Source organism: Kitasatospora sp. NPDC101155 (assembly GCF_044768305.1).
Classification (GTDB): Bacteria; Actinomycetota; Actinomycetes; order Streptomycetales; family Streptomycetaceae; genus Kitasatospora.
Genome location: NZ_JBIWPN010000022.1, coordinates 36,805 through 59,373, shown reverse-complemented (window position 1 = coordinate 59,373; position 22,569 = coordinate 36,805). Strand labels below are relative to the sequence as shown.

Below are 22,569 nucleotides of genomic sequence, written 5' to 3'. Positions count from 1 at the left end.
CACCGCCCGGAGTTCACGCTCCGCTGTCCGGACGGTGCGGTGAGGAAAGGTCCTCCGACGCTGTGAGGAGATCATGCGCGCCGTCTGTTCCGACTTCGAAACCGAGCTGATCGAGTTCAACGGCGAGAAGGACCACGTCCATCTGCTCGTGCACTACCCGCCGAAGGTCGCCCTGTCCCGATTGGTCGGATCACTCAAGGGCGTCTCCGCCCGCAGGCTCCGCCAGGAGTTCCCGGCCCACATCCGCAAGTACCTGTGGGGCGAACACTTCTGGTCCCCCAGCTACTTCGCCGCCTCCTGCGGCGGCGCGCCACTGAGCATCATCAAGGAGTACATCGAGAACCAGAAACGACCCGATTGCCCCCCGGAGCGCTGCTGCGGCGCTCCGCGCCGCAGGGCGAAGGATGCGATTCCTCCCGGCCGTAAACGGCCGGGGCTCCTCGCAAGATCACGGTGAAGTCGGTCGACGAACTGCCGATCGCCGCGGCGGTGGTGCCGGCGGTACCGGTCACCTTGATGTTCAACGGCGCCGACAGCACCGACCACAGGCTGAACTCGGCCTGCTGCTGCACCTCGGTCATCGAGGACTGGCCGATCGTCAGCTGGTCGAGGTCGTTGAAGTGCCCGGCCCGGGCGAAGCGCGCCGAGGCGACGCCCTGCGCGGCAACGGTCAGCATCGACGCCCAGTTGCCGCCGCCGCTGTCCGCGGCCATCCGCCACTCCTGCGCCGACAGCCCCGCCCCGGCCATCACCTGCTGGAACACCGAACTGCCGGTGCTGGCGTCGTCCCAGTTGAAGTCGGCCGGCGCCGACTCGTTCAGCACCATCTGCGTCCCGTAGGCGTCGTTCGCCGCCGCGATCTTCCACTCCGACAACCGGAGCATGACGATCGGAGCTTTCTGCGCAGCACCGATTCATGGCCGATTCATCCGGTCGAAGGCCGTTGACCGGCGCGCCGTCGCGGCGAAGAATTGCTCCGAACGGCCGCGTACGGCCCGAATCGCCGGGAGCGGTCCAGCCGATCCTCCCGGGCGCTCCAGCGCGAACGGCAGGGAGCCGATCCCCTTCGCCATTCGGAGCGTATTCGAATCATTCGGCTCTTCGTTGCCACTGAATCGGCCACGGATTCGTCGACTGCGGGCGGCACTCGGGCGCGGGAATGGGGGCGACCAAAGGGCGTGTACGTATTCGACGGCCGAGGTCGCCGCATGGCAGGCGGCGGGTGCCCCACGCCCCGACCGGCCGACGGCGGAACGGCCTGGCACACCCCGGCGCCGGCCGCCGCCGACCCCGTCCGGCCTGCGGTTCCGGTCGGGTACCTTACCGCCATGGCGAGGAGTCCGAGGGCACGCAGCACCGGAGAACGCTCCGGCGGGGCCGTCACGCTCCAGCAGGTGGCGCGGCACGCGGGCGTCTCGATCGCCACGGCCTCCCGGGCCCTGCACGGCGCCACCGGCCGGGCGGTCGGTGAGGAGCTGCGCCGCCGGGTGCTGGCGGCCGCGGCGGAGCTGGGCTACGTGTCCAACGCGCCCGCCCAGGCGCTGGCCCGCTCCCGCAGCTCGGTGGTCGGGCTGATCGTGCACGACATCACCGACCCGTACTTCGGCGAGATCGCCGCCGGGGTGATGCGAGTCGCCCGCGAGGGCGACCTGATGGTGATCCTGGCCGCGACGTTCCGCGATCCGCAGCTCGAACTGGAGTACCTGCTCCGGGTCCGCAACCAGCGGGCCACTGGTGTGCTGCTCGCCGGGAGCGGCTTCACCGACCCGGCGTTCGTGGCGCGCCTGGGTGAGAGGCTCGCGGGGTTCGTCGAGGACGGCGGCCGGGTGGTCTGCATCGGGGAGCACGGTGCGGACGCCGACCTGGTCACCGTCGACAACCGGCGCGGAGCCGAGCTGGCCGTCGCCCACCTCTGGGAGCTGGGGCACCGACGGATCGGGGTGATCGCCGGGCCGGGGGAACTGGTCACCGTCCAGCACCGCCTGGACGGTGTCCGCCGCGCGCTGACCGCACGGGGCGCGGCGCTGCCGCCCGGCCGCGTGGTCGAGGCGGACTTCACCCGGGACGGCGGGCGGGTGGCCACCCGCGAGCTGTTCGTGGCCCGACCCGACCTGACCGCGGTCCTGGCGCTCAACGACGGCATGGCGGCGGGTGCGCTCGCCGCGCTGCAGGAGGATCTCGGCAGGGCCGTCCCCTCGGAGGTCTCCGTCGTCGGCTTCGGCGGTCTGCCCTTCACCATCGACCTCCACCCGGCCCTCACCACGGTGCGCCTTCCGCTGGAGCGGATCGGCGCGCGGGCGATGGAGCTGATCCTGGACGAGCCCGATCACCGCGGGGCCCGGCGCATCGTCGAGCTGGACGTGGACCTGGCCGTGCGCTCCAGCACCGGGCCGGCCCGCGGCTGAACCGGTGAAGGCCCGGCTGTGGCCGGCACCCGGGTCGCGGTTGTCGACGGGAGAAGGGCAAGCGCTTTCCCGAAGGGTCGTCACCGGGCGAACGACACGGTCCGGCCCGGCTCCCCGCAGGGATCCGGGCCGGACTCGCGCAGGTGACGCCGGGTCAGGCGAGCTTCTGGCAGAGCAGCGCGTACGGGCGCGAGGCCCAGAGCTCGTACCACGGCTGGCTGTAGGCCACCCCGGCGATGAACTCGTCGTCCGCGCACTGGCCCTTGTAGAAGCCGTACGCGAAGTCACCGCCGCCGGCGGCGGCCGGCCGGGTGTCGCCGTTGTTGAACCACACCGTGCGGCTCGCCGTGCCGAGCGGCGCACCGGCCTTGGCGCACAGCGCGCCGATGGTCCTGCCGTTGCGGCTGTACCCGGTCACGGCGGAGCCGGCGGGGCACTGCGCCTTGGTGTAGCCGCGCGCCCAGTCGGTGGTCACGTTAATCTCGTCGTGGACCACCGTGAAGGCGTGGCCGGAGTCCCACAGGTCCGTCCGGGTGAGGGTGGTGCACAGGCCGCGGTCGCCGCCGAAGCTGAGGCCGATCAGACGGGATCCGTCCGGGCAGGAGGCCTTGCGGGCGGACGGGTCCCAGTCCGGCCGGGCCTTCAGGTAGGCGGAGCGGTTGTCGTCGCCCATGCTGGAGTTGAGCGAGGCCCAGGTCACGTCGGGCGCCGGGGCCTGGCCGAGGTTCTGCGAGGTGATCGGCCACTCCTGGTGGTAGGCGAGGAACGGCAGGTCCTTCTCCAGGATCGGCGTGCCGAGGATGGCGAGGCGGGCCATCAGCGCCCCGTTGATGTCGAGTCCGCCGTAAAGGTTCACCGTGCCGTTGACGCTGGGCGCCGCGCCGCCGCCGAGGACGACGGAGCCGTTCACGGCGGTCCGCAGGTAGGGCTCGATGGAGGCCTTGACGCCGACCGCGTCGTACAGGGCGATCGAACCCTCAGCCAGCAGGCCGGTCTTCACGGAGGCGGCGCCGCTGAGGTTGAGCTTCAGCGGGGAGACGGTGGACGTCCCCGGGTCGGTGGCGGTGGTCCAGCCCTGGCCGTTGGTGTAGTCGGAGTGGACGCCCCAGTGGCCGTCGTAGCTCTGCTCGGCGTCGACCGTGATGGTGCCGTCGGCGGCGATGTCCAGCGAGAGGGTGAAGTCCAGGTTGATCACGACCGGCAGCGGGCCGACCATCACCACGGGGCTGGAACTGAGCTTGGCGAGCGGGATCTTGACCGAGGCGCCGGCGGCGAGGTTGGCGCCGCTGACGTGCCAGTCGGCGTGCGCACCGAGGTCGAAGCCGATCCGGGCCTGCTGCGGGGTGAGCACGCCGCCCTGGTAGGAGAAGCTCACCGTCGGGTCGATCTCGACCGATCCGGACAGGTGCGCCGAGGAGCCGTTGGACAGCGGAACGGTGGCGTCGGCGCTCAGCCCCAGACCGCCGCTGACGGAGCCCTGACCGCCGGTCGCGGTCGTGTTGACGGACACCTGGAGGTCCTTGACCTGCGGCTGGACGTGGAGGGCGGCGGGGTCGACCGGGGCCTGGAGGCTGGCGGTGGTGCCGCCGAGCAGCTCGGGGAGGGCGGCCGGGCGGGTGCTGACGGCCACCGTCCCGTCGGCGGACTGCTGGACGCCGGTGACGGCGACCAGCGCGCCCTGCGGGGCGGCCGGCGTGGGCGGGCTGTCGATCAGCTGGCCGGGCTGCACCGCGGGGGTCGAAGTGCCGGACGTCGACGTGGAGTTCGCGGCCGGCTTGAGTACGGCGTTGCCGGTGCTCGGGTCGTAGGAGGACAGCGCGAGGGCGGGCGCGGCGGGTGTGGCGGGCGCAGCGGGCGCGGCGGATGTGCCCGCCTGGGCCGGGGTCGCGACGGTGGCGGCCTGGGTGCCGGTGGCCGGGGGCGCCAGGGTCGCCGGGGCGGTGGGCGCGGCGGTCGGTGCGGCCTGGGACGGCGCCGGCGCGGTGTCGGCGGCGGCGGGCGCCGCCGCCGCGACGTTCAGCGCGCAGCCGGAGAACACGAGCAGGGCGGTCGTCGCGACGGCAGGCAGCACGAGCTTGCGTTTGGCCACGTTGGGTCCTTCCGGATCTGGGGAGGGAGCGCGGTGTTGTGTAGCCAACACGGTGTCAGGAAAGCGTTTACCTAGGTTCCCGCAGCGGGCGAAGATATACCGGCTGCGTCGTGAACTTCCCATGTCCGCTTCGGAGTCGAACGATCGAACGTGGAGGGGGCAGCCCGACCGCCGAATCGGCCGGGCTGCCCGTCGGGGTCGTGCGCTCAGCCGAGCGGGCGGCAGAGCAGGGCGTCCGGGACGCCGTAGTGGAGCCACTTCCAGGTGTACGCGACGCCCGCCACGTACTCGTCGGAGGCGCACTGGCCCTTGTAGTAGCCCGGCGCCCAGTCGCTCGCCGCCGAGTCGGAGCCGGTGGAGGTCGAAGGGCGGTTGTCGGCGTGGTCGAACCAGACGTCGCGGCCGGTCAGCGGCAGCTTCGCGGCGGACGGGGCGCACAGCAGGGCGGACATGGCGTTGCTGTGCACGGCGTATCCGACGGCGAAGGTGTTGTCCGGGCACTGCAGCTTGTTGTAGCCGGATGCCCAGTCGCCCTCGGTGACGTACCGCTCGTCGGTGACGGTCACCCAGTCCCCTGCGCCCGTGGCCGGCTCGCCGCCGTCGGTGCACAGGCCCCGGCTGTCGCTGCGGCCGAGGCCGATCAGGCGCTCACCGTCGGGGCAGTCGCCCTTGCGGTTGCCGCCGCTCCAGTCGGGCAGCGCCGTCATGCGGGCCGACACGTTGTAGTCGCCGTGGTCCAGGTTGAGCTGGTTCCAGTGCGCGGACTTCGCGACCTGCCCGGTGTACGAGGGCGCGTTCACCAGCTTGTTCCAGTCGGCGGCCCGCCAGTCGCCCTGGTCCTCCAACGACAGCTGTCCGCCGTTCGCGTCGTACGAGAGCAGCGCCCAACTGTCCTGCGGCACACCGGCGTTCTGCCAGCCGACCAGCGGCCATACGGCGAAGTCGGTGTCGTTGGCGACCAGGATGTCGGTGAAGTTGCGGAACCAGGCCTGCTCCTTGGCGTCGGTCGAGCCGCGCCCGCCCGCACCGAACTCGCTCACCCACACCGGCGCCGTGAAATGCTGGCCGGCCTGCGTGACGAACAGCGCCTCCTGGTTGACCACCGAGGCCAGCTGGTCCGGCGTGAAGTCCTCGTAGCGCGGGTCACCGGTCGCGCCAAGGCCGCTGCCGGCACCCGTGTTGGCCGGTCCCGTGTAGGCGTAGAAGTGGGCGGCGTAGACCAGCTTGCCGGAGTTGATCAGGGTGTTGGAGAGCGTGGCGACCGGAGTGAGCATCGGGCGGCCGTGGGAGAAGAGGGCGGACGGGATGCCGTACCAGTTGATGCCCTCCATGATGATCAGCATGTCGGGGTCGGCCTGGAGGATCCGGTTGCCGGCCTCCTCGAAGGCGGCGTTCTCGTCATGGCTGTCGCCCATGCCCCAGTTGGGGTCGTCCCAGGTGTCGCGGCGGACCTCGTTGCGCAGGTCGGCGCCGACGACACGCTTGTTGGCCTTGTACCGGTTGGCCATGAACACCCAGTCGTCCTCCCACTGCTGGGTGCTCTGACCGCTGTTCCAGCGCTCGTTGCCGTCCAGGCCGCAGCAGAACCGGTAGCTGGTGGTGTGGTTGTTGAGGATCACCGCGAGGCCGTCGGCGGTGAGCGCCGCCACCACGGCGTCATAGACCTGCAGCGGGGTCCTGCCCTTGAGCTGCGGATTGGCCGCCACCGCCACGTCCGGCACCGTCGAGGTGTCGTGGATCAGCGCGTTCGCGAACGGCAGCCGGATGCTGTTGATCCCCAACTGGTGGAACCCGTTGAGGATTTCGCCCATCGGCGCGCGGTCCAGCCCGAGCGGGAGGTTGTACGAGACCTGGCCGGCCTGGTTGTTCGCAGGGTCGGTGGTCGAGCCGCTACCCTCCCACGTCCCCTGCGCTCCCGCCCAGTTGCCCGCCTTCAGCTTGAAGCGGTTGCCGGAGGCGTCGACGATGTACCGCCCCCGGGTGCTGAGCGGGCCGTCCCAGGAGGCCGCCAGCTGGGCGCCGGTCAGGACAGTGGGCGCGGCGGTGGTGGCCGTGGTGTCAGCCGACGCCGTCGCGGTACCCCCGACGGTTGCCATGGCGAACGCGAACAGGGCTGTTGCCGCCGCCAGGGCGCGGATCACAGGTCTTCTCATGGTCATTCCCGGACGTGGTGGTGAGGGTGGGTGCGCACACGCGCGGGCCTGTCGCCGAACTGCCGAAGGCGCGGTCCGACAACAGGCCTGATGTGTGCATGGTAGGCGTGGGGCGTGCGCCCTGTCAGGAGGGCAGGCGCCAGAGCTGGTTGGCCCCGGCCTTGCAGTCCCAGATGATCAGCTGCGGGCTGCCGAGACTGGCGCCGGGATCGTCCAGGCACCGGCCGGACTGCGGGTTCATCAGGGTGCCGTCGGCCTGGGCGACCCACTGCTGGGCGCCGCCGCCGTTGCAGTGGTAGAGCTGGACGACGGTGCCGTTGGCGGTGCCGCTGTGCAGCACGTCCATGCACTTGCCGAAGACCTGGACCGTGCCGTCGCCGGGCATCGTCCAGGCCTGGTTGGCGTTGCCGGTGCACGAGTAGAGCGTGACCGGGTCGAAGTCGGCGGTGCTGCTGCCCTTGTCGTCGAGGCACCAGTTGTCGAGGCCGGTGACCGGGCCGGGGCCGCTGCCGGTGCCGAAGGTGGTCGAGCCCCAGGTGTCGAGGATCGGGGCCGCGTTGGCGTCGTTGGCCAGGTACGGCAGGCCGTACATGTCCTCGATGGTGCGCAGCATGTTGTAGTGGTTGATCGTCTCGCTGTAGCTGCCGGGTTTGACGTTGGCGCCGTAGAGAACGGTCGGCATGTGGTTGGCCTGGGTGAAGTTGTCCTCGTCCCAGGTGACGAGCAGCAGGCTGTTGTGGGTCCTCGCCCAGTCCGCGTAGCCGCCGAAGGTGTTCTTGACCCAGGTGTCGCCGCCGAGGACATTGCCGTCGTGCATGGATTCGGAGGCGTTGCCGTGGGCGAAGGTGACGGTCGGCAGGTTGGCGTAGCCATTGGCGTCGGTCGGGAAGCCGCAGGCCTGGCCGGGCGTCGGGGAGGGGCAGTGGAGCCACTTGTCGACCGGGTTCGGCGCCGTCGCGGTCCCGGCCAGGTCGGCGAAGCGCAGCCAGGCGGCGGGGGTGGCCTCGTCGGAGTAGTCGGCGAAGCTGTAGCCGTGGGCGGCCAGTTCGTTGGGCAGGTTGTCGGCGTTGACCGAACCGACGGGCGGGGGCGTGCTGTTGGTCAGGCCCTGGGTCGAACCGGAGAGCAGCGCGTAGTAGTTCGGCAGGCTCGGGTGCCACTCACCGTGTGCGTCGCTGAACGAAGCGCCCTGCCGAGCGAGGGAGTTGATGTACGGCGCCTGGGCGGTGTTCCCGATGACGGCACCGTAGTCCTCGTTCTCCATCATCACGATGACGACGTGGTCCGGGGTGGGCAGCGAACTGGCCGCCGAGGCCTGCGCGGCCGGGGAGCCGGCGACGGAGAGCGCGGCGGCGAGGCCGCCGAGCGCGCGCAGCACTCTCGGGCGGCGGTTCGGACGGGTGGTCACGTGGGATTCCCTCTCTCCTGGAAAGCGCTTACCCGAGACCTCTGGAGGCGCCGTGTTCGCTCAGCCTGACGAGACGGGCGAACGCAGGAGCAGGGGTGATGGGGCAAGTGCGGCGTACGCCCACAACAGGGCACCGAGCGCCGACGGTTGGGAATCTATCGTGCGCAACACCCGGTCGGTACTGCTCCTCCCGGCCCAAGGGGCGATTCGGAGATCAATTCATGACGCCGTCATCGGACATTTCCTTCTGCTTCAGGGCGGATCGACGGGCGGCGGCGCCGGGGGGTGACCGACATCACGAGGCCACCCGCCCGTGATCCGCGTGGGTGGCCACTGCCGTCCCGTTCGCGCTCCAGTGACGCCCCATCAGGCCGTACGCAGGGCTGCCTTGCGCGGGACCTCGCGGGATGCCCGACGTCGAAGTCCCCGTCCCGGAGAAGCAGGGTCGGCCCTTCAGCGCCGGGCATCGGCCTTCGCGCCGGGCCGGCCCTCCCACGGCCCGGCCCGGTGCGCCTCACCCGCCCGCATGGACCGCCGAGGCGGCGAGCCGCGCCCCGGCTTGGTGAAGCCAGTGGCCGGCGTTGCCCCGGGCCCCGGCCCGGCCACCGGCCAGGCCCGTGAGGGTGACGGCCCGGGGGGCGACCGATTCTTCGGCGACCACCTCGCACCGGACCCGCAGAATTGTCAGACCCGCAGGGCCCTGCCGACTCTCCTCCTGGCGGCCGTCCGCGCAGCCGGAGCGGTCACACCGCGGCCGCCGCCTTCCGGGCGGCCCGCAGGTCGAGGACGTACTGGACGGCCAGGCAGCCGAGGATCCAGGCGGCGAGCAGGACGAGGCCGCCGGTCAGGTGTGCGGAGTGGTAGTAACCGGCGCCGCGCAGGGCGCGTACGGCGGCAGCCGGGGGCATGATCTGCGCCAGTGGGGCCAGCCACGGCGGCAGGAAGGAGGGCGGCAGGATGCCGCCGGAGGTGGCGTTGCCGAGGATCAGCAGCACCACCGACGCCACCGGCATGCCGAGGGGGCCGAAGAGCCGCAGCAGCACTCCGGCCGCGGTGGCGGTGGCCATCGCCAACAGGCCCGCGATCAGGGCCACGGTGATGAACGCGGCCGGCAGGGCGTGCAGGGCCTGGTGGCCGATGAGCGCGACCATGGTGCCGCTCGCGGTCGCGAAGACCACGGTGGAGGCCACCCGGGCGGCCAGGGGCAGGCGCGGGGCGATCTGGTAGGAGGCCACCGAGAACAGGAAGCCGGCCAGGACCACGCCGAAGGCGGCGTAGAACACCGACAGTCCGCGGCTGTCGCCGGAGGCCAGCGGCACCACGTCCTGGACCGCCACTGGATGGCCGGCCGCCGCGGTGGCGGCGGCCTGCAGGCTTCCGACGGTGGACGGGCCCTGGGCGCCCGCCGCGAGGAGCACCGTGCTGTTGCCCTCGGTGACCAGGGCGGCGGGCACCCGGTCGTGCGCGACGGCGTCGCGGGCGGCGGCGGCACTGGGGTAGCGGTGGAAGGTGTAGGCGTCGGGCGCACTGTCGTTCAGGGCGAGTTCGGCGCGGGCGGCCTGCTGGTCGGAGGCGGCGATGCCCAGCGGCTGGTGGTGGGCCGTGGGTGCGTGGAAGGCCGCCAGGTACACGGCGACGAACGCGGTCCCGATCGCCAGCGCCGTCACCACCGGGACGAGCATGGCCTTGAGCAGTCCGGCACCCGCGGCGAGCACGGGAGCGGCGATACCGGGCTCGGTGTCGAGCAGCGCGTGGCGGCCGTGTCCCTCCGCGGCCTGCGGGTGGGGAACGGTCGGCTCGTCGACGGACGGCGACGCCGGCCGGTCGGGTGGCGGAACGGACGGAGTCGGCTCGGCGGCCTCGGGGTACGGGTGCGGGGACGGGGGCGTGGTGTGGTGCATGGGTGTGTCTGCCGCTGACGCGCGGCGTGCGGTGGGGGACGGTGGTCGGCGCCAACTGGGATTCGGCCGTGGGGACTTGCTCGTGAAACACCCGTGCCGAGTCGGCCCGGGCAGGCGCGACCGTCGGGCCGGCTCGGCACGGGAGTCTGTTTCTAGAAGAAGCCGCCGTCCATGGGCAGTGTGCGGCCGGTCATGTAGGCCGCGTCGTCGGAGGCGAGGAAGGCGTAGCCCGCGGCGACCTCCTCGGGCTGGGCCAGGCGCCCGAGTGCGCCGTGGACGGACAGCCATTGGGAGAGCGGCATCGACTCCCTGAGCTGGGGGTGCTGGTAGCTGGCGGCGTGCTCCGCAGCCATGTCGGTGGCGGTGCCGCCGGGGGCGATGGCGTTGATGGTGATGCCGCGCCGGCCCAGTTCCGCGGACAGGTTGAGGACCATGGACTCCACGGCGGCCTTGGACGAGGCGTACAGGGTGTGGCCGAACACCGCGCGGGAGGCGCTCACCGAGGAGGTGAGCACGATCCGCCCGCCCTCGCGCATGTGGGCGGCGGCGTGCTGGACGGCGAACAGCTGGCCGCGGGTGTTCACGGTGAAGACGCGGTCGAAGTCGGCCGGGGTGATGTTCTCCAGGGCGTCGAAGTGCTCGATGCCGGCACACGAGGCCAGCACGTCCAGTTGCCCGAACTCGGACACCGCCCGCTCGATCACGGCCTTGGTCTGCTCGGGGTCGGCAACGTCCGCGCGCACGGCGAGCGCCCTGCCGCCGTCGGCCGCGAGCGCGGCCACCACCTCGTCCGCCGCCTGCTGGTTGCCGCGGTAGCCGATGACGACCGCCGCTCCCTCCGCCGCCAGCCGCACGGCGACCGCGGCGCCGATCCCCCGACTGCCTCCGGTCACCACCGCGACCTTGCCCGCGAAGCGGCTGCTGCCCACTGATGCCATGGGTCTTCGTTCCTTCCTGCCGCCACCGGTGCGCGAGCACAGGAGCGGCAAAGGCTCTGGTTCCAGCCGTCGTGTCCCTCAGGCGGCACGACGAGGCTAACACTAACCGCAGGAAATCCTTCACTTATCCCGATTGTCGTACGCTCGGCACGCACGCAGGGCAGGACGGCAGACGACAGCAGAGGTGGACCACGGTGACCGGCAGCACTCCAGGGCGAGGCGGGACCCCGCGACTGCGCGCCGACGCCGCGCGCAACCGCGCCCAGATCCTGGCCGCGGCGCGCACCGCCTTCCGCGAGTCGGGCACCGCTGTCCCCCTGGACGAGATCGCGCGCCGGGCCGGCGTCAACATCGCCACCCTCTACCGACGCTTCCCCGACCGCGACGCCCTGATCGCCCAGGTCGCCCTGGACGGATTCACCCTCGCGCTCGACACCGCCCGCTCGGCGGCCGACACGGCACGCACCGATCCACTCGCGGCCGTGGAGACCTTTCTTCAGGGCCTGATCGACAACCGCGACCTGCTCTCACTGCCGCTCATCGGGGGCCCCAGGACGAACGATCCCCAGGCCCGCGAACTGCAACGGGAGATCGCCGCCACGCTGGAGGAGATCCTCGCCGAAGGGCGCGCCCGCCAGGCCCTCCGCCCCGACGTCACCGTCGTCGACCTGATCACCACCGCCGCCCTGATCTGCCGCCCCCTGCCCCACCTCCCGCCCGAGCAGGCCGCCGCGCTGGCCGCACGACACCTCGGCGTCTTCCTCGACGGGCTGCGCCCGGAACGCGCCCGCACCCTGCCGCCGGCCCCCACCCACGAGGAGATGGCGGCCCACCTCACCCTCGCGGACGGGTCGGCCGACACCCCGACCGAGGACTGACCCGCAGTCGTACCCGCCTGGGGCCTGCCGTCCTCGTCCGGGACGGCGTCTTCCCGTTCTCCGGCCAGGTCAGGAGGGTCAACCGGCACAAGGCCCCGATCGGCGGCCTGCTCACCGCCACCCCGGTCAGCTGCGCCGCGCTCCCGCTCGGGCTGAAGAGCACCGCGATCGGCAGTCTGATCACCTTCGGCAGCGCCGCGACCTTCCTGCCGTTCTTCCTGCTCACCGCGGCCGCGCTGATCGCCCGGCTGCGCGGCACCTGGAAGCCGGCCGGGCTGGTCTCGTTCGGCCGCTGGGGCACACCGCTGAACGCCCTCGCGGTGCTCTGGACCGGCCTGGAAGTGGTCAACATCTGCTGGCCGCGGACCATCCTGGCCCCGCCCGGCGCGCCCTGGTACCAGGCGTGGGCGGCACTGATCGGCGTCGGACTGGTCACCCTCGTCGGGCTCGGCTACCTGGTCGCCCGCAGGCCCCAGCGACTGATGCGGGGGCCCGCCACCGAGCACCCCGGCACCGACGAGCTCGCGCCCGCCGTGCTCTGGCCGACCTCTCGCCCCACGGCTCCCCCGCCCCACGCACGCTCGCTCCACGCCTCGCCGTCAGCGCGCCGACCCGGGCGGGGCGGAGCCGTCGGAGCCGGGGGCATGCACGGAGCGACAACGGTGTGACGGGGGCCTCAGCCCGGGAAGATCGTCTGCACTCAGAGCACGGGCGGCAACCCGGCCAGTGACGGACAAAACGGGCAAACCCTGACATAAACCGTGAGCCCGCTCACACCCGAAACAGCCTACGACCCGCGATAGTGGCCGCCACCGACACCACCCGCGCCCTCATGCCGCAGCATCCGCCCAGCTCAGCCCAGTGATCGACCACACCACGCGCCCCGCGACCGGCCCCGGCGAACCCGTGGTCTACGACAGCGGATCGTAACAACGGGGTCTTGTCGGAAACCGATCCCACCTGGCAACAATTGCTGCAACAAGCCCCACCGGCTCCTGTCCCTCCGGTGAACGGCTCATCGCCGAGTCGCCCCCGCGACCGTTCGGCCCCTGTCCGGCCACGGTCCAAGGCGGGGAGCGACCCGGCCCAACCCGATTGAGGTCCAGGTCTATATGCCCACGTTCAAGCTGCGTATGCGCACCTCCGCCGCGATCCTCGCCGGCACCGCCGGACTGACCGCCCTGGGTGCCGCCGTGGTCCCCGCCGTCGCCTCCGCCGCCGACGCCTCCCCGCAGGCGCTCGCCGCCAAGATGGTGCCGGCCGACCAGCTCGCCTCCTTCAGCCAGATCATCTCCCACGAGTCCGGCTGGAACGTCACCGCGACCAACCCCAGCTCCGGCTCCTACGGCCTCGGCCAGGCCCTGCCCGCCTCCAAGATGGCCTCCGCCGGCGCCGACTGGAAGACCAACCCGCGCACCCAGATCAAGTGGGCCCTGGACTACATGAACACCCGCTACGGCAGCCCCAACGCCGCCTGGACCTTCTGGCAGAACCACCACTGGTACTAAACCAACCCCCAGCAGCACCGGCGACCTTGACCCCCCGCACCCTGGGGGCCGGACAGGGACCACCAGGATGACCCCGACAGGGCCCGCGCCCGCGCAACCCGCGCGGCACGGGCCCTGTCGCCGTTACTCCGAAAGCCCCGGCCCCGCCAGGCCACCGATGTCCCGCCCCACGCCATCACCCTCCGCGCCGAGCGCGTGACCACCGACGCCGCGATCACCACCGACCTCAGGGCGCACGGAGGGCGGAGCCCAGGCACAGGCCAGCGAGCCGCCGATGAGCCCGGGCAGCACGCCCAGGAAGAAGCCGCCGAAGTTGGCGACCGGCACGGAGAGCAGTGAGAGCAGGATCGCGGCGACCCCGGCGAAGATCCGCACCTGCTGCTGGAACCAGAGCGTGAAACCCAGCGTGATCAGCAGGCTCCCGATGAGGAGTGAGCCCGCGCCCGCGGTGGTGGAGAGCGCCAGGCCGAGCCCACCCAGGCTGAAGTGGGCGTAGGGGAAGGGGAAGTAGAGGATCGGCAGGCCGCCAACGAACGTCAGCAGTCCGGCCCAGAAGGGGCGGGTGCCGCGCCAGACCCGGAACTCCCAGCGGGCCGCGGCGATCGCCTCGCCCGGCCGGGACCACGAGGCCGCGGTCTTCTTCCACACGTGGCAACTCCCTGTGCTGTCAGTGGGATTGAGGCGGATCACCGGGGTATCGGGTCAGCGGGCCGACGGGTCAGAAGCACTCGTCCCGGCCGCGCACCAGCGACACGCCCAGCCCCGGAACATCGAAGCTGCCGGCCGCCACCGCGACCGCGGTCACCCGCACGTCGGTCAGCTTGATCGAACTTGCCTGCTGCGCCAGGCTGTTGGGGTTGAAGAAGCGCGAGTCCCGATCGCCCCGGCTGACTTCGCCCTTGGTGAGCGCTCCGGCGGCGACCCCGATGTCGAGGCGATGGGCGGTCGACTGGTCGGCCGTCAGGGTCTTCGAGTCGATGAAGAACTCCTTCGCGGTGGCCTCCCGCTTGTCGCCGGTGAGCCGCAGCGTGAAGGTGCCGAGCACCGGGATCGGGAAGACGGCGGACTGGCAGAGCCCGCGGATCGTGGCGGACTCGAACCCCGTGACCATGACCGGCACCGGGTCGTGCTCGCGGGTGAGGTCCACCGTGCCGTACAGGCTGAAGCCCTCACCGTCGAGCTCGTCGGCGAAGAGCTTGAACTCCTCCCCTGAGATGAGGAACGACGCACCGAGCGCGTTCTGGGCCACCCCGACCACGAGGGCCGCGGTGGCCGCGAGACACGGCAGCAGGATGACGGCGAAGCGCTTCCAGCGGGTCCTGCCGAAGCGTTGCGACATGCCGTCCCTCTCTGACGTGGACCGCGACTCCCGGGCCGCCCGTGCGACCGGACGGGAGCGGGCGCACGGGACACCGCACCGACTGCCCGACATCGAAAAAGACCAACACGGCCGATCATGCGATGCAGGAAATGGCTCCGCAAACCATTCACGCCCGGATCGGCGACCATGTCGCCGCACATCACTCCAGCGGCCCATCGGCCACGGCACCGGGGCGCGCTGATCAGCGCCGGTGGGACCGATGGAATGAGCCGATCGGCCGAGCCGCCCGGCCACCCACGAGTCCCACGGCCCGGCCGGCAGCGGCGGGACGCCTCGGGATCGCCGGTGCCGGCAGCCCGGAGAACCCCCGTCATCGCAGGTCGCACCGCACGTCTTCGCCTTCGAGACACCCGTCGGCCGTCACCGTTTCGTAGATCCGACTTCAAATCAAGAGCACGTGTTTCACACATCCCCCTCATTGGGTGGCCCAGATGCTCTAGATTGATTTTCGCTTCGCACGGTCGGTCGCGAGGCGACGAACAATGATCTGCAGGTCCGGCGCTGCGGACGGCCCGTAATCGCGTCCCCGGCGGCAGACGTGGGGTTGATCAATTCCTGGCGCCCGAGACGGTCCTCGAGTGTGGAGAGCAACCGTCGACGGTTTCCCGCGCACCTCGGGACTCCGGCAGGGCACGCGAGTCCGCCGGCGCCTGGGTGGAACGTTCAGGTAGCGCTGCAACAAGCCGATTTGCCATTCACAGGGGGGCTGGATCTCCCGGAGACAGGAACAGCGCAGCACGGGAGGCGAGGCCTCCCTAGGGGAGGAATCAGGTGCGGGAGGCGCGAGCCTCCCGGGGGGAGGAACCGTGTGGAGCGAACACGTGGAACCCACTGGTGACCTGGAGAGGGCTGTGGAGCAGGGGGAAGGAGCATTAGTCAGCCCGTTTCTACCGGCGCGGGGGCGTCCGAGGAACGGGACAATCAGCCGGCCCGAGATCGACTGGGAGCAGCAGTACCGCCGTACTGTGATCATCAGTGACACCGTGGCCACCGCCTTCGTGGTAGCGGCGATAGGCGGCTTCTTCGGGGTTCGGGACGCGGCCAACTGGCACGAGAAATGGGGAATCCTCGCCTTCGGCACCGAGCTGCTGGTGCTGGGCGCGCTGGCGATGACCCGGTCGTGGGCCCCGGCCGTGCTCGGCCAGGGCGCCGAGGAATTCCGCCGGCTCGGCCGCGCACTGTTCACGGCGGCCGTCGTACTGGCGCTCGGCGGAATCGCCCTCACCTCGCACAACATCAAGCTCTGGATCTTCGTCGCGATCCCGGCGATCACGGTCGTCACCATGACCGAGCGGTATCTGCTGCGCCTCTGGCTGCACAAACAGCGCAACGTCGGACGGTGCCTGCGCCCGGTGCTCGCTGCCGGGAGCCCGGCCACCGTGCGCGACCTGATCACCCGGACCCGCAAGTTCCCGCACCTCGGCTGGCGGGTGGAGGCGGTGTGCACACCGTACGATCTCGGGCCGGGCGGTGACCGACTGGACGGAGTGCCGGTCGTCGGCCGACTGACGGACGTCGCCAACCACGTCCGCCGCGACGGCTACCGCGTCGTCGCGGTCACACCGGACCCGCACTGGACACCGGACCGGCTGCAGCGGCTGGCCTGGAACCTCGAAGGCGGCGACGCCGAGATGGTCGTGGCGCCGGTGCTGATGGAGGTGGCCGGCCCGCGGCTGCACGTCGACGCGGTGCTCGGGATCCCGATGCTGAGGGTCAGCATGCCGACCTTCACCGGGGGCCCCCGGGCGGTCAAGGAGGTCGTCGACCGACTGGGCGCCGCGGTCCTGCTGGTCCTGTTCGCGCCGCTGATGGTGATCGTCGGACTGCTCGTGCGGGTGGACAGCCGGGGCGGGGCGTTCTACCGGCAGCACCGGGTCGGCAAGGACGGCCGTGAGTTCACCCTGGTCAAGTTCCGCACCATGGTCGTCGGGGCCGACCGGGCACGCGCCGAGCTGGCCGACCGCAACGAGGGCGCCGGCCTGCTGTTCAAGCTCCGCCGGGATCCGCGGGTGACCCGGGTGGGAGGAGTGCTGCGCCGGTACTCGATCGACGAGCTCCCGCAGCTCCTCAACGTGCTCACCGGCTCCATGTCGCTCGTCGGTCCGCGGCCTCCGCTGCCGGAGGAGTCCGCCGCGTACGGACCGGACATCCGGCGACGGCTGCTCGTCAAGCCCGGGCTCACCGGCCTGTGGCAGATCAGCGGGCGCAGCGACCTGCCGTGGGAGGAGGCGGTCCGGCTGGACCTGCGGTACGTGGAGGACTGGTCGCTCGCCCTTGACGCGGTGATTCTCTGGAAGACGCTGCGTGCGGTGCTTCAGGGGCAGGGGGCCTACTGATGCGTGGGGGGCGTCGTCCGATCGGCGCGCGGATGGCCGGCCACAAGGGCCTGCCCGAGGGGAGGAACGGGTCATGAGGATCAGCGTCCTGGGGCTCGGCTACGTGGGCTGCGTGTCGGCCGCGTGCCTGGCCAGTCTGGGGCACGAGGTCATCGGGGTGGACGTGAACCAGGTGAAGGTCGACCTGGTCAACGACGGCAAGGCCCCGGTGGTCGAGGAGCGGATCGGCGAGCTGATCGCCGAGGTCGTGCGGACCGGGGCGTTACGCGCCACCGGCGACGTCCGCGAAGCGATCATGGGCAGCGAGGTGTCGCTGGTCTGCGTGGGCACGCCGTCGGAGCCCAACGGCAGCCTGTGCACCACGTACCTGGAGCGGGTCGCCGAGCAGATCGGTGCCGCGGTGGCCGAGCGGGGCGGGCGGCACACCGTGGTGTTCCGCAGCACCATGCTCCCGGGCACCTGCCTTAACCTGCTGGTGCCGATCCTGGAGAAGCACACCGGCGGCACGGCCGGAGTGGACTTCGGGGTCGCGGTCAACCCGGAGTTCCTGCGCGAGGGCACGAGCGTGCGGGACTTCTTCGACCCGCCCAAGACCGTCATCGGCGAGCTCGACCCGGCGAGCGGCGACGTGGTCGCGGCGCTGTACGACGGGCTCCCCGGCGAGGTGTTCCGGGTGCCGGTCCCGACGGCCGAGGCGATCAAGTACGCGGACAACGCGTTCCACGGCCTCAAGATCGGCTTCGCGAACGAGCTGGGCGCGGTGTGCCAGGCACTCGGGGTGGACTCGCACCAGGTGATCGACGTGTTCCTGGCCGACCGCAAGCTGAACATCAGCCCCGCCTACCTGCGGCCCGGCTTCGCCTTCGGCGGCTCCTGCCTGCCCAAGGACCTGCGCAGCCTGGTCCACGCGGCGCGGAGGGCCGACGTCTCGGTGCCCATCCTCTCCCACGTGCTGCCCTCCAACTCCGATCATCTGCAGCGCGCGGTGGAGCTGGTGGAGCGCACCGGCAAGCGCCGGGTGGGCCTGTTCGGCCTGTCCTTCAAACCCGGCACCGACGACCTCCGCGAGAGCCCGCTCGTCGAGCTGGCCGAGAGGCTCTTCGGCAAGGGCTACGACCTGCGGATCTACGACCCCAACGTGAACCTCTCCCGGCTGCTCGGCGCGAACCGCGAGTACATCGAGACCCGGCTGCCGCACCTCGCGCAGCTGCTCGCGCAGTCCGTCGACGAGGTGCTCGACCACGCCGAGGTGTGCGTGGTCGGGACCAAGGACCCGGCCGTGCTGTCGGCGTTGCCCCATGGCGACGGCCCGATGATCGTCGACCTCATCCGCCTTCCCGACGCCGAGGCGCGCCGGACCGAACCGGGGTACATGGGCCTTGCTTGGTAACACGTCGTTTCATGACACGGCCAGCCGCGACGGGCGGGCCCGTCGCGCGCTGGTCCTGGTGGAGAACCTGTCGGTGCCCTTCGACCGGCGGGTGTGGCAGGAGTGCACGACGCTGCGCGACGCGGGCTGGGAGGTCCACGTCATCTGCCCCCAGGGCAGCAAGCGGGACACGGAGCCGGAAGCGGAGATCGACGGGGTGCGGATCCACCGGTACCCGCTGCAGGCGGCCACCGGAGGGCCGGCCGGCTACCTGCGCGAGTACGGAACCGCGCTGTGGCACACCGTCCGACTGGCCCGCAAGGTCGGCCCGGTCCACGTGGTCCACGCCTGCAACCCGCCCGACCTGCTGTTCCTTCCGGCCCTGCTGATGAAACGGCGCGGCGCGCGGTTCGTGTTCGACCAGCACGACCTGGTGCCCGAGTTGTACCTCTCCCGGTTCGACCGCGGGAAGGACCTGCTCTACCGCGCCGTGTGCGCGCTGGAACGGTGGACGTACCGGGCCGCGGACGTCGTGCTCGCCACGAACGAGAGCTACCGGGACGTCGCGCTGCGCCGTGGCGGCCGTCGGCCGGAGGACGTCTTCGTGGTGCGCAGCGCACCCGACACCGACCGGTTCCAGCCGGTACCGCCCGAGCCGGAACTCAAGCGCGGCAAGCCCCATCTGCTGTGCTACCTCGGCGTCATGGGCCCCCAGGACGGCGTCGACTACGCCTTGCGGGCCCTCGCGAAGCTGCGCGACGAGCTCGGGCGGACCGACTGGCACGCGGTGTTCGTCGGCGGCGGCGACACCTTCGACGCGATGGTGGAGCTGTCCCGGCAGCTCGGGCTCTCGGAGCAGGTGCAGTTCACCGGGCGGGTTCCGGACGCCGACCTGGTGCGCTACCTGTCCACCGCGGACGTGTGCCTCTCCCCCGACCCGCGCAATCCGCTCAACGACGTGTCGACCATGAACAAGGTCCTGGAGTACATGGTGATGGGTCGGCCGATCGTCTCGTTCGACCTCCGGGAGGCGCGGGTCTCCGCCGGCGACGCCGCCCTCTACGCGCCCGCCAACGACGAGGCCGAGTTCGCCAGGCTCGTAGCGCTGCTGATGGACGATCCGGAGAAGCGGGCCCTGATGGGCAAGCTCGGCCAGGAGCGGATCAACGGGCCGCTCTCCTGGCGGAACTCCCAGCGGTCGCTGCTCGACGCCTACGCCGCCGCCTGCCGTGGCCACGCTCCGGTGTCGGCGGGCTCCCCGGACCGGCCCGGGAGAAGGCCGCGCCGTTGAGCGACGAAACGATACGCCTGTCCACGATCGGTCGGATCCTCCGTCGGCGCTGGCGGCTTCTCGCCGTCCTCGCCGTGGTGGGTGCGCTCGTCGGCTACGGCACCTCCCTGCTGTTCCCGCCGAGCTACACGACGTCGGCATCGGTCCTGCTGCCGGGGGTGTGGCAGGACCGCGAGCTGCTGACGCAGGCGGAGATCGCGACCAGTTCGGTGGTGGTCGACCGCGCGGCCGTCACGCTCGGCTGGGCCGGGGGCAGCGGCAGCAAGCTGCGGGACCGGGTGAGCGCCACGGCCGCGGACGGGAACATCATCAAGATCTCCGGTACGGCCGACACCCCGGAACACGCCCAGCAACTCGCCGATCAGGTGGCCCAGCAGTTCGTCACCTTCGCCGCGCGGATCGCGGGCGACAGCGCCGACCCCGAAGCGGCGCAGCCCGAGGCGCTGCGGCAGCTGGTGGTGCAGGCCAGCCGCCGCATCACCGACCTGGCCGCCGCGGCCGGTCCGGGGCAGACCATGGACAGCGTGCAGACCCGCAGCGAGCTGGAGAAGCTGCGCACCTCGTTGCAGGACGCCATCAAGAAGCTGGACCAGGTCGACCCGGCCGCCAACAAGGCCAACATGGTCGTCATGGGGTCGGCGGCCCGACCGACCGGCGAGGCACCACCGACCAGGACGCAACTCGTCGTCGCCGGGGCGCTGTTGTTCGTCCTGCTCGCGGTCATCGGCCATCTCACCGCCGCACGGATGAGCCGTCGGCTGCGCACCGAACCGGAGATCGCCGCGGCGCTGGGCTCGGCGCTCCTCGGCACCGTCGACGTACCCGGTGAACGGCCCGCGCACCGGCCGGAGGGCCGTGGCCCGCGGGCCCTGGTCCGCCGGCTGCTGGGCACCGACGTCCGGTGGGACCTGCCGACCCCGCACGCCTCCGGCGACGAGGCCAGCAGGCAGCTCCGCTACCAGCGGGTGTGCGCCCATCTCCGGGACCAACTGCCGAGCCCCCGGCGACTGTTGGTGGTCGTCCCGGACGGCGACGAGCTGGCCCACCGGGCCGCCGGGCAGCTCGTCGCCGAGGCGGGGGGCGATCCGCTGCTGCGGGTGGTGGGGGTTCCGGTATCCCGGCCGCTGGTGCCGGACCCCGGCGAGGAGTCCGGTGCCCTGGTCGTGCTCAGCGCGGCCAGCTGGACCGCGGGGGAGCTCGCCGGCATCGCCGGGGCGTGTGCGGACGCCGGGCACGAGGTCGTCGGCATCGTCGTCGCCGGCACGGTCCGGGACCGTCCGGCGCGCTCCGCCGACCGTCGTCCGGACGGCGCCGAGCCGGTGCCCGTGGTCGCCGCCACGCCGGCGCTCGCGGTCGGCGACGAGGCGGGGAGAGGTTCGGGGTGACGACGAGTACGGCTTCGGAGGCGCCGGCCGCTCCACTGCTGGACCTTCAGGCGCTGGTGGTCGCGGTGCGCAGGCGCCGCCGCCTCTGGTGTGCCATGGCGCTGCTCGGGCTGCTGCTCGGCGCGGCGCTGGCGGTCCTGCGGCCGCCGCCGCCGAGCGCGGTGGCCACGGTGCTGGTCGCGCATCAGGCGGACCAGCCGAACGACCCCGGAACGTTGATCCGCACCGACGCCGCTCTGCTGCAGACCACGGGGATCGCCGGCCAGGCCCTGAAGTCCCTCGGGTCCTCGGAGAAACCGGAGGACTTCATGCGGGACTACGGGGCTGTCGGCCTGACCAACAACCTGCTGCAGATCACCGTGACCGGTCACAGCGACGCGGAGGCGACGGCCCGGGCCAAGGCGCTGGCCGACGCGTTCGTCGCGGACCACGTGCGGCGGATCCAGGAAGCCGCGGACGCCGAGGCCAAGGCCCTGCTCGACCAGCGTGACCGGATGCGGGACGAACTCGCCCAGGTCAACCAGGCGATCACCGCCGCATCGCAGCAGAGCGGGGCGAAGACGCCGCCGAACCTGGATTCGCTCTACACCAGCCGGAACGAACTCACCTCGCAGATCACCACCTTCGGCCAGCGCGCCGCGGAGGCGCGGGTCGGCACGCCCCAGCTCGTCGCCGGCACGCAGATCGTGGACGCCCCGCGCGCGGTGCGGCAGTCCCTGCCGAAGACCGCCGCCACCGACGCCGCGATCGGGCTCGTCCTCGGGCTCGTCCTCGGGCTCGCGGTGGCCGCGGTCGGCGCGGTGGTGGCGGACCGCCCCGTGCTGCGCCGGGAGATCGCGGCGAACCTCGGCGCCTCGGTCATCGCGGAGCTGAGCGGCGTGCCCCGCAGGTCGGCCGGACGGTGGCAGCTCCGACGGAGCCGGGCGGCCCGGACGAGACTCACCGCGACCCTGGCCCGCACCGTGCGCGGCTCCACGGAAGCGATGTCGCTGCTGGAACTGGGCTGCGCGCGCAGCACGAGCGCGATCGCCCTGGACCTCGCCGGGGCACTGACGCAGGAGGAGGGGCCGGTGGTCGTCGTCGACGGTCTGCCCGGCAAACAGCTCGCCGGCCGCCGCCCGAAGCCGGGGGACCCGACCGTGGTCCGCGGCGAGCGCGCCGAGGCCGTGCCGCCTGAGGAACGCCGGCTCGGCGTCGGCTCGGTGGCGCCCGGCACGGCGTGGACCGACCTGCGGTACCTCGGCGCCCGGACCGTGCTCGTCGTGCGTGCCGGGCACGGCAGCGCCGCCTGGCTGCACACCGTGGCGCGGCAGCTCGCGGACCAGCGCATACCGGTGCTCGGCGTGGTGCTGATCGACCCCGATCCGCGTGACCGGACCGACGGCACGCTGTGGGACGGGCCGCACACCGCGCTGCGCGGCCGCGACGAGCGACCGGGCCGGCTGAGCCGGACGGGTCGGCGGCGGACGGAACGACTACCGATGTGGACCGCACGGGTCCCGGACAGCGATCAGGAGGCGAGGTAGG

Annotated in this window: 17 protein-coding genes and 1 pseudogene; 10 read left to right on the top strand and 8 right to left on the bottom strand. The window is 71.9% G+C overall.

Annotation, left to right across the window (positions count from 1 at the left end; translation table 11 throughout):
* Positions 1 to 49: 49 nt before the first annotated feature.
* Positions 50 to 355 (top strand): annotated as a pseudogene (gene tnpA / locus ACIRYZ_RS28230) (IS200/IS605 family transposase); the annotation flags it as partial.
* Here the strand turns inward: tnpA and ACIRYZ_RS28225 are convergent.
* On the bottom strand, positions 324 to 884 hold the full coding sequence (locus ACIRYZ_RS28225; protein ID WP_402949310.1) for a hypothetical protein: 561 nt from the start codon (positions 882 to 884) through the stop codon (positions 324 to 326). The pseudogene tnpA and the gene ACIRYZ_RS28225 sit on opposite strands and share 32 nt — an antisense overlap.
* 444 nt (positions 885 to 1,328) lie before the next feature.
* On the opposite strand from ACIRYZ_RS28225, the gene ACIRYZ_RS28220 reads away from it, so the two are divergent.
* The gene (locus ACIRYZ_RS28220; protein ID WP_402949307.1) at positions 1,329 to 2,405 is read left to right on the top strand and encodes a LacI family DNA-binding transcriptional regulator; all 1,077 of its coding nucleotides are present in this window, start codon (positions 1,329 to 1,331) and stop codon (positions 2,403 to 2,405) included.
* A gap of 154 nt (positions 2,406 to 2,559) precedes the next feature.
* Here ACIRYZ_RS28220 and ACIRYZ_RS28215 read toward each other — a convergent pair whose 3' ends face one another.
* From ACIRYZ_RS28215 to ACIRYZ_RS28195, 5 genes are all read right to left on the bottom strand, one after another.
* On the bottom strand, positions 2,560 to 4,494 hold the full coding sequence (locus ACIRYZ_RS28215; RefSeq protein WP_402949304.1) for a hypothetical protein: 1,935 nt from the start codon (positions 4,492 to 4,494) through the stop codon (positions 2,560 to 2,562).
* 206 nt (positions 4,495 to 4,700) lie between these two features.
* Positions 4,701 to 6,647 (bottom strand): glycoside hydrolase family 5 protein, encoded by a 1,947-nt coding sequence (locus tag ACIRYZ_RS28210; RefSeq protein ID WP_402949301.1) that lies wholly within the window; start codon positions 6,645 to 6,647, stop codon positions 4,701 to 4,703.
* Positions 6,648 to 6,771: 124 nt separating this feature from the next.
* On the bottom strand, positions 6,772 to 8,055 hold the full coding sequence (locus ACIRYZ_RS28205) for an alkaline phosphatase family protein (protein ID WP_402949298.1): 1,284 nt from the start codon (positions 8,053 to 8,055) through the stop codon (positions 6,772 to 6,774).
* A gap of 743 nt (positions 8,056 to 8,798) precedes the next feature.
* A complete protein-coding gene (locus ACIRYZ_RS28200) occupies positions 8,799 to 9,956 on the bottom strand; it encodes an ABC transporter permease (RefSeq protein ID WP_402949295.1) in 1,158 nt (385 codons plus the stop codon).
* A 152-nt stretch (positions 9,957 to 10,108) separates the two neighbouring features.
* Positions 10,109 to 10,894 (bottom strand): SDR family NAD(P)-dependent oxidoreductase, encoded by a 786-nt coding sequence (locus tag ACIRYZ_RS28195; RefSeq protein ID WP_402949293.1) that lies wholly within the window; start codon positions 10,892 to 10,894, stop codon positions 10,109 to 10,111.
* Positions 10,895 to 11,088: 194 nt separating this feature from the next.
* Between ACIRYZ_RS28195 and ACIRYZ_RS28190 the strand changes: the two genes are divergently transcribed.
* The 3 genes from ACIRYZ_RS28190 to ACIRYZ_RS28180 all read left to right on the top strand — a co-directional run bounded on the left by ACIRYZ_RS28190 (position 11,089) and on the right by ACIRYZ_RS28180 (position 13,280).
* Entirely contained in the window at positions 11,089 to 11,772 is a 684-nt protein-coding gene (locus ACIRYZ_RS28190; protein ID WP_402949291.1) for a TetR/AcrR family transcriptional regulator, read from the top strand.
* Complete coding sequence (locus ACIRYZ_RS28185) at positions 11,769 to 12,440, top strand: amino acid permease (protein ID WP_402949450.1); 672 nt, start codon at positions 11,769 to 11,771, stop codon at positions 12,438 to 12,440. Before ACIRYZ_RS28190 ends, ACIRYZ_RS28185 begins: the two co-directional genes overlap by 4 nt.
* 444 nt (positions 12,441 to 12,884) lie before the next feature.
* On the top strand, positions 12,885 to 13,280 hold the full coding sequence (locus ACIRYZ_RS28180; RefSeq protein WP_402949288.1) for a transglycosylase SLT domain-containing protein: 396 nt from the start codon (positions 12,885 to 12,887) through the stop codon (positions 13,278 to 13,280).
* Between the two features lie 123 nt (positions 13,281 to 13,403).
* Here the strand turns inward: ACIRYZ_RS28180 and ACIRYZ_RS28175 are convergent, their stop codons facing one another.
* Both ACIRYZ_RS28175 and ACIRYZ_RS28170 read right to left on the bottom strand, forming a co-directional pair.
* Positions 13,404 to 13,928: a DUF6114 domain-containing protein gene (locus ACIRYZ_RS28175; RefSeq protein ID WP_402949286.1), complete on the bottom strand. Its 525-nt coding sequence runs from the start codon at positions 13,926 to 13,928 to the stop codon at positions 13,404 to 13,406.
* Positions 13,929 to 13,998: 70 nt separating this feature from the next.
* Complete coding sequence (locus ACIRYZ_RS28170) at positions 13,999 to 14,619, bottom strand: DUF6230 family protein (protein WP_402949283.1); 621 nt, start codon at positions 14,617 to 14,619, stop codon at positions 13,999 to 14,001.
* A gap of 893 nt (positions 14,620 to 15,512) precedes the next feature.
* On the opposite strand from ACIRYZ_RS28170, the gene ACIRYZ_RS28165 reads away from it, so the two are divergent.
* The 5 genes from ACIRYZ_RS28165 to ACIRYZ_RS28145 all read left to right on the top strand — a co-directional run bounded on the left by ACIRYZ_RS28165 (position 15,513) and on the right by ACIRYZ_RS28145 (position 22,568).
* Positions 15,513 to 16,997, top strand: coding sequence for a sugar transferase (locus tag ACIRYZ_RS28165; RefSeq protein ID WP_402949280.1), 1,485 nt, complete (start codon positions 15,513 to 15,515; stop codon positions 16,995 to 16,997).
* A gap of 73 nt (positions 16,998 to 17,070) precedes the next feature.
* On the top strand, positions 17,071 to 18,387 hold the full coding sequence (locus ACIRYZ_RS28160; protein WP_402949278.1) for a nucleotide sugar dehydrogenase: 1,317 nt from the start codon (positions 17,071 to 17,073) through the stop codon (positions 18,385 to 18,387).
* On the top strand, positions 18,377 to 19,657 hold the full coding sequence (locus ACIRYZ_RS28155) for a glycosyltransferase family 4 protein (protein ID WP_402949275.1): 1,281 nt from the start codon (positions 18,377 to 18,379) through the stop codon (positions 19,655 to 19,657). Before ACIRYZ_RS28160 ends, ACIRYZ_RS28155 begins: the two co-directional genes overlap by 11 nt.
* A complete protein-coding gene (locus ACIRYZ_RS28150) occupies positions 19,654 to 21,042 on the top strand; it encodes a Wzz/FepE/Etk N-terminal domain-containing protein (protein ID WP_402949272.1) in 1,389 nt (462 codons plus the stop codon). Before ACIRYZ_RS28155 ends, ACIRYZ_RS28150 begins: the two co-directional genes overlap by 4 nt.
* On the top strand, positions 21,039 to 22,568 hold the full coding sequence (locus ACIRYZ_RS28145) for a Wzz/FepE/Etk N-terminal domain-containing protein (RefSeq protein ID WP_402949269.1): 1,530 nt from the start codon (positions 21,039 to 21,041) through the stop codon (positions 22,566 to 22,568). Before ACIRYZ_RS28150 ends, ACIRYZ_RS28145 begins: the two co-directional genes overlap by 4 nt.
* Position 22,569: the final 1 nt, after the last annotated feature.